The 7,297-nt window shown below is 65.2% G+C and carries 6 protein-coding genes and 1 pseudogene; 3 read left to right on the forward strand and 4 right to left on the reverse strand.

The features are described from left to right. Both AC1D1G_RS38695 and AC1D1G_RS38700 read right to left on the reverse strand, forming a co-directional pair. Window positions 1–567 (reverse strand): CoA transferase subunit A (locus AC1D1G_RS38695; protein ID WP_477956241.1); only part of this gene is annotated, 567 nt, incomplete at its 3' end. 6 nt (window positions 568–573) lie between these two features. After that, complete coding sequence (locus AC1D1G_RS38700; RefSeq protein WP_477956242.1) at window positions 574–2,277, reverse strand: CocE/NonD family hydrolase; 1,704 nt, start codon at window positions 2,275–2,277, stop codon at window positions 574–576. Between the two features lie 296 nt (window positions 2,278–2,573). Here AC1D1G_RS38700 and AC1D1G_RS38705 point away from each other — a divergent pair, with 296 nt between their 5' ends. Further along, window positions 2,574–3,182, forward strand: a complete 609-nt coding sequence (locus AC1D1G_RS38705; protein WP_280784196.1) for a CGNR zinc finger domain-containing protein — start codon at window positions 2,574–2,576, stop codon at window positions 3,180–3,182. A 33-nt stretch (window positions 3,183–3,215) separates the two neighbouring features. Here AC1D1G_RS38705 and AC1D1G_RS38710 read toward each other — a convergent pair whose 3' ends face one another. Beyond that, entirely contained in the window at window positions 3,216–4,415 is a 1,200-nt protein-coding gene (locus tag AC1D1G_RS38710) for an alpha/beta fold hydrolase (protein ID WP_283334114.1), read from the reverse strand. A gap of 275 nt (window positions 4,416–4,690) precedes the next feature. Here AC1D1G_RS38710 and AC1D1G_RS38715 point away from each other — a divergent pair, with 275 nt between their 5' ends. Next, window positions 4,691–5,557, forward strand: a complete 867-nt coding sequence (locus AC1D1G_RS38715) for an MBL fold metallo-hydrolase (RefSeq protein ID WP_283353215.1) — start codon at window positions 4,691–4,693, stop codon at window positions 5,555–5,557. Between the two features lie 8 nt (window positions 5,558–5,565). Here the strand turns inward: AC1D1G_RS38715 and AC1D1G_RS38720 are convergent. Continuing rightward, window positions 5,566–6,006: pseudogene (locus tag AC1D1G_RS38720) on the reverse strand (CoA-transferase); the annotation flags it as partial. A gap of 132 nt (window positions 6,007–6,138) precedes the next feature. Between AC1D1G_RS38720 and AC1D1G_RS38725 the strand changes: the two are divergent. Beyond that, window positions 6,139–6,366 (forward strand): hypothetical protein, encoded by a 228-nt coding sequence (locus tag AC1D1G_RS38725; protein ID WP_477956243.1) that lies wholly within the window; start codon window positions 6,139–6,141, stop codon window positions 6,364–6,366. Window positions 6,367–7,297: the final 931 nt, after the last annotated feature.

Consider the following 7,297-nt stretch of genomic DNA (forward strand, 5'->3'; position numbering starts at 1 on the left):
GCCGATCTCCGGCCGATCTCCGCGCCAGGCGCGGACGAGCCCGAAGTCGCTGCGTATGCCGGTTTCGAGGACGAATTCGCCCTCGAAACCGTGCTCATCCGAGCCGAAATTCCTCGTTTCCTTGGCGGGGGAGGCAATCGCTACGCCGCCCGCCGAGTCATATCGCCACGCGAGCCCACCCTCGGCGACCGAGGTGCCGACACCGGTTCGGGTGTAGAACGCGGCGATGCCGGAACCCCCGGCACGCAACCGCTCGGCGAGAGTGCCCTGCGGCGTCAGCTCGACTTCGAGCTCGCCGGCGAGGTACTGGCGCGCGAACTCCTTGTTCTCCCCGACGTAGGACGAGGTCATCCGGCGGATGCGGTGTTCGCGCAGGAGAAGGCCGAGACCCCAGTCGTCCACGCCGCAGTTGTTGGAGACCACCTCGAGGTCGGTCACCCCTCGCCRCAACAGCGCCGCGATCAACACGCTCGGAATGCCGCACAGTCCGAAGCCGCCTACCGCGAGGGACGCTCCATCGCCGACATCGCGAACGGCCTCCTCGGCCGATTCGACAACTTTGTCCACAGCAGTTCAATCCTTCTTGTTTGGGCGGGGCACGACGGGAAGCACGATTCRGGAGGGGTGCCGGCTGTCGTGCAGGACGGTTTGCTCGGCGATGCGCAAGGTGGTGTCGGTGCCGATCGGGGCGCCGGTACCGGCATTGCGGTCCCACCGGGGGAAGTCGCTGGAGGTGATGTGGAGCCGGATGCGATGGCCGGCATGGAATACGTGGCTGATGTTCCAGAGCTGGATCGTGAACTCGTAGGGTGTGCCGGGCTCCAATGGCGTTGGATTGATGAAGGATTCGCGGAATTGGCCGCGCGCGATGCCTTCGGCGAGATTCTGGGCATAGCCGTCGGGACGGACATCGGAGAGCACCGCGACGAAGTCTGCGTCCTGGGCGGTCGTCATCGCGTGCAGGCAGACGGTGATGGGACCCGTGATTTCGAGCTCCTCGGTCAGTTCCGCTCCGGTGTAGACCAGCACGTCGGCGCGGGACTGGTTCTTCCGCTGGTCGGCCACTCCGCCACCGACGAACCGGCCGCCCGCCGTCGGAACGGGGTCGTCTGGGTCGTACCGGTAGCGATCCGCGGGCTCGTCCGCGGGTAGGTCGGTGGACACGATCCCATCGCCGTTCAGCGTGTTCGCCGAGCCGTCGCTGTGGAGGTAGTACGGCGTGTACGCGGTGCGCGCGAGCGGCCACTCCTGTTCGTCGCGCCATCGGTTCTCGCCCATGACGAAGATCCGGACGGGCGGGCTCGGCAGTTCGGTGGTGTCGTCCTTGAGGTAGCGGTCGAACCAACGGCGCTCGATGTCGACGAGGGAGATGGCGGCTTCGGGCCCGAAGTCGATGTCACCGGTGCCCCCGGAGGTCGGCTGGTTGAACGGCAGCTGGTGCGCCCACGGGCCCATGATCAGTGCATGACCGTTCCGCGCGTCCAGCGCGGACTCACGTAGGCCGGTGAAGAATTTCGGCGTGTCCCGGTTGGCGATGTCGTACCAGGAACCGACGTGCAGCATCGGCACGTCGATGTTGAACAACTGCCGGCTGAGGTCCGTCGCCCACCAGTACGGGCCGTCGGCCGGGTGCGCGAGGATATCGTTCAGGAACGGCGCACCCCGGCCGAGGCGGTCCGCCCAATCGCTCAGCGGCAGGTGTCGCAGCGTGTCCTCGGTCAGCGCGGAGAACCGCACTGCCGGATCGACCTTCAGCTTCGTCAGCTCGTCGATCGCCTCGTCGTCACCCCCAGCGGCGAGCACGGCCTCCGCCATGTTCACGAAATAGCTGAGCATCCAGCCGAGTTCGAGCGCGCCGCCGTTGTACCAGTAGTTCTCGAACGCGAGTTGATACGCCGAGACCGGGATGCAGGTCCGTAGGTGTGGTGGTCGCTGGGTAGCCGCGAGGTATTGGCTGATCGCGCCGTAGGACTGGCCGAAGGTCCCGGCAGCCCCCGTCGTACCGGGCAGGGCTGCGGCCCATTCGATCGTGTCGTAGCCGTCCTGTGCCTCGTAGATGAACGGGTACCAGGCACCTTCGGAGGCGAAGCGCCCACGGGTGTCCTGGACAACCACCACATAACCGTGTGATGCGAAGTAGTGGGCCTCGCTGAAGTCTGCGGCGAGGTCGTTCACGCGTTTCCCGTAGGGCGTGCGGCGCACCAGCACTGGATATCGGCCCGGCTTCTCTGGACGGTACACGTCGGCCCGAAGCACGACTCCGTCCCTGGTGGTCATCGCCAGGTCGTCCTCGCGTTCGACCCCGAACGGGCCTCGCTGTTGTTCCAATGAGGAGCCGTACACCACGATGTACCGTCCAATCGTTCGGTTGACCTCCGCCGCGGCATCAACGCTCGCGGAGGGGGCTGTGACATAAGCATCAGGAAGATGCACCTGACACCCATGACATAACCATAATCCGTACACCCTTGTCTAGTAGGTGGGCATCGATTCGTTTCCGGGTATCCGTAGACAGAACCGTAGTGACAACGGTTACAGCGAAGGAGGGCGTGAATCCGGGTAGGGTAGCGACTATGACATGGCCAGCAACAGAGCGTTACGAGCTGATGGGCGCTCCCGGCGGTCTCGGTTTCGTCCAAGACCTGCTCAACACGAGGCCGATCGGCCGCCCACGGCAGGCCGACCTGCTGGGTGATCTCGACAGCGCTCAGAGGTGGCTGGACGCAGCCCTGGAGTCATGGTCCGCGATGAACGACGCCGCGCAAGATCGGATCGTCATCCGGGAACGCGATCTCGAACCCCTGCGTGACCTGCGAGCCGACCTTCATGCCCTCCTCGCCACGCGCGCCGATCCGAGCCTCGCCGCGGCGCGGATGCACTCGGCCACGATGGGCGCCCGGGTGGATCCGGACGGCACGGTGAAATTGGAGCCGCGTGCAGAAGGGTGGCGGCGGGTTGCCGCGATCGTCCTGATCGAGGCGTTCGTTGCCCAGCAACAGGACATCTGGCGCAGGTTCAAAATCTGCCGCAACGAGCGGTGCGGTGGGGCGTTCTACGACCGTTCGCGCAACACCAGTGCCGTGTGGCATGACGCGCGCTTGTGCGGCAACGCGGTCAATTTGCGTGCCTCCCGCGCGCGCAGGCGCAAGCCCGAGTCGGTGCCGGCGCGCGGCGAGGACTGAACCGAGCTCGTCGCGCGCCGGTGGTAGAGCCGGTCAGTCGCCGTGGAAGTAGCTCGAATCGACCGTGCCGTCGAGTCGCTGACGTAGCTCACCGGAGAACTTCTGCAGGGCGCCGAGCGGCCGATGGTGAATCGCCGCGCGCGCGATCTTGCCGTCCTCGTTCTTGCTCAGAACCGTGATTCCGAACAGCTTCAGCCCGCCGAACGCAGTCGCTTCCCATTCGAGGTAGGTGCGCGAGCCGTGGCTGGCTTCGTGGGTGAACGTCAATGACTCRTAGATCCCGCTGGCTGTTGCCAGAATGACCTTCACCAGGTCGCGGCCCTCCGCCGGCCGTTGCAATGCGCTAGCCTCGAGCACGACGTCTTCGGTGAACTTCTCGGCGAAGCTGGACTCGGTCTTGTCCGCGAAGGCTTGCGTCCATCCCTGCTCCCGGGCTTCGGCCAGGAACTCGGCGGCGGTTCGTTCGAGGAATTCACTGGTCTGAGCGGCGACCGCGGAGGCTTGTTCCATGTGCGGCCAGTGCCCGGCGCCCTCGACCACGGCCGTGGTGGCCTGCGGCAACCGCGACGTCACGCCCGCCGATACGACGTCGGCGGTGACGAACGGGTCCGCGGCACCCGTCAGAACGAGCCCCGCGCCCGCGTAGCGAGACGGGCTGACACCGTCCGGGTGCCCACCGTTCCAGCAATCTGCCAACGCCGCAACGACATCGGGCCGTAGTTGCGCGCCGGCGGTGACAATCCGTTCGAGTTCCGGGCCAGGCATCCCGGCGGAGAGCTGCTTGCGCAAGGCGCATTGCCCCTCCTTGTCCCCGCCGAGCCCGCGGAACGACTCGATGGCCTCGGCGGGCATGCCGACTCCCGCCAGCGGCACCGGAGCCAGCAGGAGGAGACCCATGGCGCGGTTCGGGCGGGCGGCGGCGACCAGCTCTGCGATGGCCGATCCCATGCTGTGCCCGATCATGACGAAGGGCTTGCCGATGTGGTCCACGACCGCTCCGACGTCGGCCGCGAAGTGGTCGTAGTCGAACGGCCCCTCGGCATCGGCCCGTGCGCCGCTGCCGGCGAGATCGATTTGGACGAACTCGAATTGCGGTGCGTCCAGTTGCGAGACGACGTTATCCCAGACGTGCCGGTCGTCGAGGAAGCCGTGGACGAAGACCGCCATGAACTGACCGTCACCGCGCCTGGTAACCGCAGTGTCGATGACTTGCACAACCGCCGCGTCGGCCATGAAAACTCCCTATGGATATGTCTTGATGCGGCGGGTGGGACCGTTTCCGAGCACACGCCATCGTGCATCTGGATCGATTGACAACATAACCGTAATAGGTTTGGCTATGTACCACAAGGGGTGCTGGCCGTGCCGCCCCCTGCCGAGGAGACGGTGAAGGCGCCGATCAAGCAACATATATGTAAGATTAATGCATATGTCGATGCGAAGTGGCGAGTCGAGCTCGCGTACCTCATGACAGTCAAACAGACCGCCGTCCGAAGAGGAGAACAACGATGAGCCACCAGCCGCCCAGCGATGCCGAGGGCCTGAACTACGCCGTCCTCGTCAACCGCCGCCCCTCCCTGACTCGTGACCTCCCATACGGGCCGGCCGACCTCCAGTGGGTGACGAACACGTCAACCCTCGTCTATGGGCCCCGCGACGCGATCTTGATCGACACCTTCACGACGGCGGCGCAGAACGAGGAACTGGTCGAGTGGGTCGCCTCCTTCGATCGCAATCTGACTCAGATCTATTCCACCCACGGACATGGGGACCACTTCTTCGGCATCGGACAACTGCTCAACCGGTTCGAGGGCGCCACTGCCGTCGCAACCGCCGGCACCGTCGCACAAGCCGAGAAGCATGCCTCGCCTGAGATGGTGGACGCGTTCTGGAACAGGCTGTTCCCCGGTGAGATCCCGTCACCACTGCACGTGCCCGACGTCATCGAGTCGGCGGCGCTGGAGCTCGACGGTCATGAGCTCCAGATCCTCCCAACGGGCTTCACGGACACCGAGGGCACGACGGTCGTGTGGGTGCCTGACCTGAGCTTGATCGTCGGCGGCGACGTCGTCTACAACCACACGCATCCCTACCTCGCCGAGACCACTCCGCAATCGCGGGACAACTGGCGATCCGCCCTCGAGCGACTGTCACAGCTCGATGCCCGAGTTGCGGTGGCAGGACATAAGCACAGCGACTATCCCGACGACCCGTCTGACATTGTCGAGACGTTGTCCTACCTTGAAGACTTCGACGCGCTGCGCGAGGCGACGACAACTCCCGAGGAGCTCTACGCCGCGCTCCTCGACAAGCACCCGAACCGCGCCAATCCCGGATCCGCCTGGGCCGCAGCGAAGGCGGCTCACTGCGCTTGATGCCGGAGTCATGCCTGCACCAGGTCTGGCTCCGTCTTCGCCCGCACCTCGTCGGAAGGACGCCGGGTGCGAGATCGACCAGCGTGAGGTCCGTCGCAGTGATGTCGATGACGGCGAGGTTCGTGATGATCCGCTCGACCACCCGCCGGCCGGTTAGCGGCAAAGAGCACTCGTTGACGATCTTCAACGCCCCGTCCTTCGCGACGTGCTCCATGAGCACGATGACGCGCTTGGCCCCGTGGACAAGGTCCATGGCACCACCCATTCCCTTGACCATCTTGCCGGGGATCATTCAGTTGGCGATGTCCCCGACCAGGGACACCTGCATCGCGCCAAGGATGGCAGCGTCGATCTTGCCGCCGCGGAACCATCCCGAAGGATGTGGCGGAGTCGAAGAAGGACGCACCACGACGCACGGTCACGGATAGGGTCCGACGCCCAGGATCCACCCGACGGAGTGCCCACCTCGATCCGGTGGCCGTCGCCGGCGATGCCGCCGCCACCGGGTATCCGAGTTCGCGACAGACGTGGGCCCGGGCCCGTTGTGCGGCGACCGGTGCACAGCACCGCCAGGGGCGGTGGTGATCKCGGACACGACCGAGTTGAGCCGGATGGTGGCCTTCGCATTGCGGTGGTGCGCCCACGGCGGCGGCCCGGCCGAGGCCATCAGGGCCGATTTCGGGATGGACACCGCGGCGTTCTTCCGGACACCGGGTACCTCCGACGTTGCTGCGCCGGCACCGCTGCGGCCGGTGCTGATCGAGCGGGTGACCACGGTCGCTCGTCGACGGCTCTGGCTGGGCACCTGATCACCCAACAGCTGCACGGTGGTTCATGTTGGTGGCCAATCGAGTTCAGTACGATGGGCATGTACGCCTTGCGGAATCCTCACCTGCGATGAGGGGTACCGACGCGCCGCGCCGGTAGTAGGTGTGGTTGAGGTTGTTGCCCCGCCCGTGGCCCCCTACGACTTTGTGGTGAGACCAAAGCCGGAGGACTGACGGAAGATCTCCGGCGTGCAGGATTCGAAGACTCGGTGTTCACCTCCTTTGTCCATGCGGCCGGGAATTTCCGAGACCGGTCACCCTCGTGCACGGTGAGATGAATATGCAGACACGGGACTCTCGGATWTCCGATGTTGGCAAAACTTGTGTAGACATGAGACCCACMTTCTCGAACCACGCTTCGCGCAAGGCTATTCCGTGKTCGACCGGCCCGATTTCGGGGAGGYAATGTCGACTCGACTGCSCGGTCGCCCGCCGACCGAGCACCTCCGYAGACCGAGCCTCACCTCACGGCCKAGGATGGCGGTCRGGRCAGGGGGACCTGGCCGGTGATCGTGCTGATCAGGGCGGTGGCCCGGMYGCCCYCAGGTGAGCCGGGCCACCGCGGCCTGATTACTCGGTCCGATGCCGTCGCCGAAGGCGGCGCTCAGCCACCTACCTCGAACGCGACGATGAAGTCGATTCCTGCAAACCCATAAGAATCCGCGCCTTTCCTGGTGCTGAATCCACGGGATCGTCGATCCCCGCTTGCGATGCCTATCGCGCTCAGAACGAGGAGCGTTTCGCGAAAAGCGAATTTATCACATTATGGATTTAACAACCGCCCATGATGTTCCTAGGCAATCGATTTAGGAAATGGGGGTGACTTCAAAAGTCGGCGCGTGTGCTTCTCGTGTGTATTTGCGTGATCCACGACGTGAGAGGGCCGTGGCCGCGCGCGGCCGAGGTCGGGGTG

It is taken from the genome of Rhodococcus sp. P3_B8 (assembly GCF_056402775.1).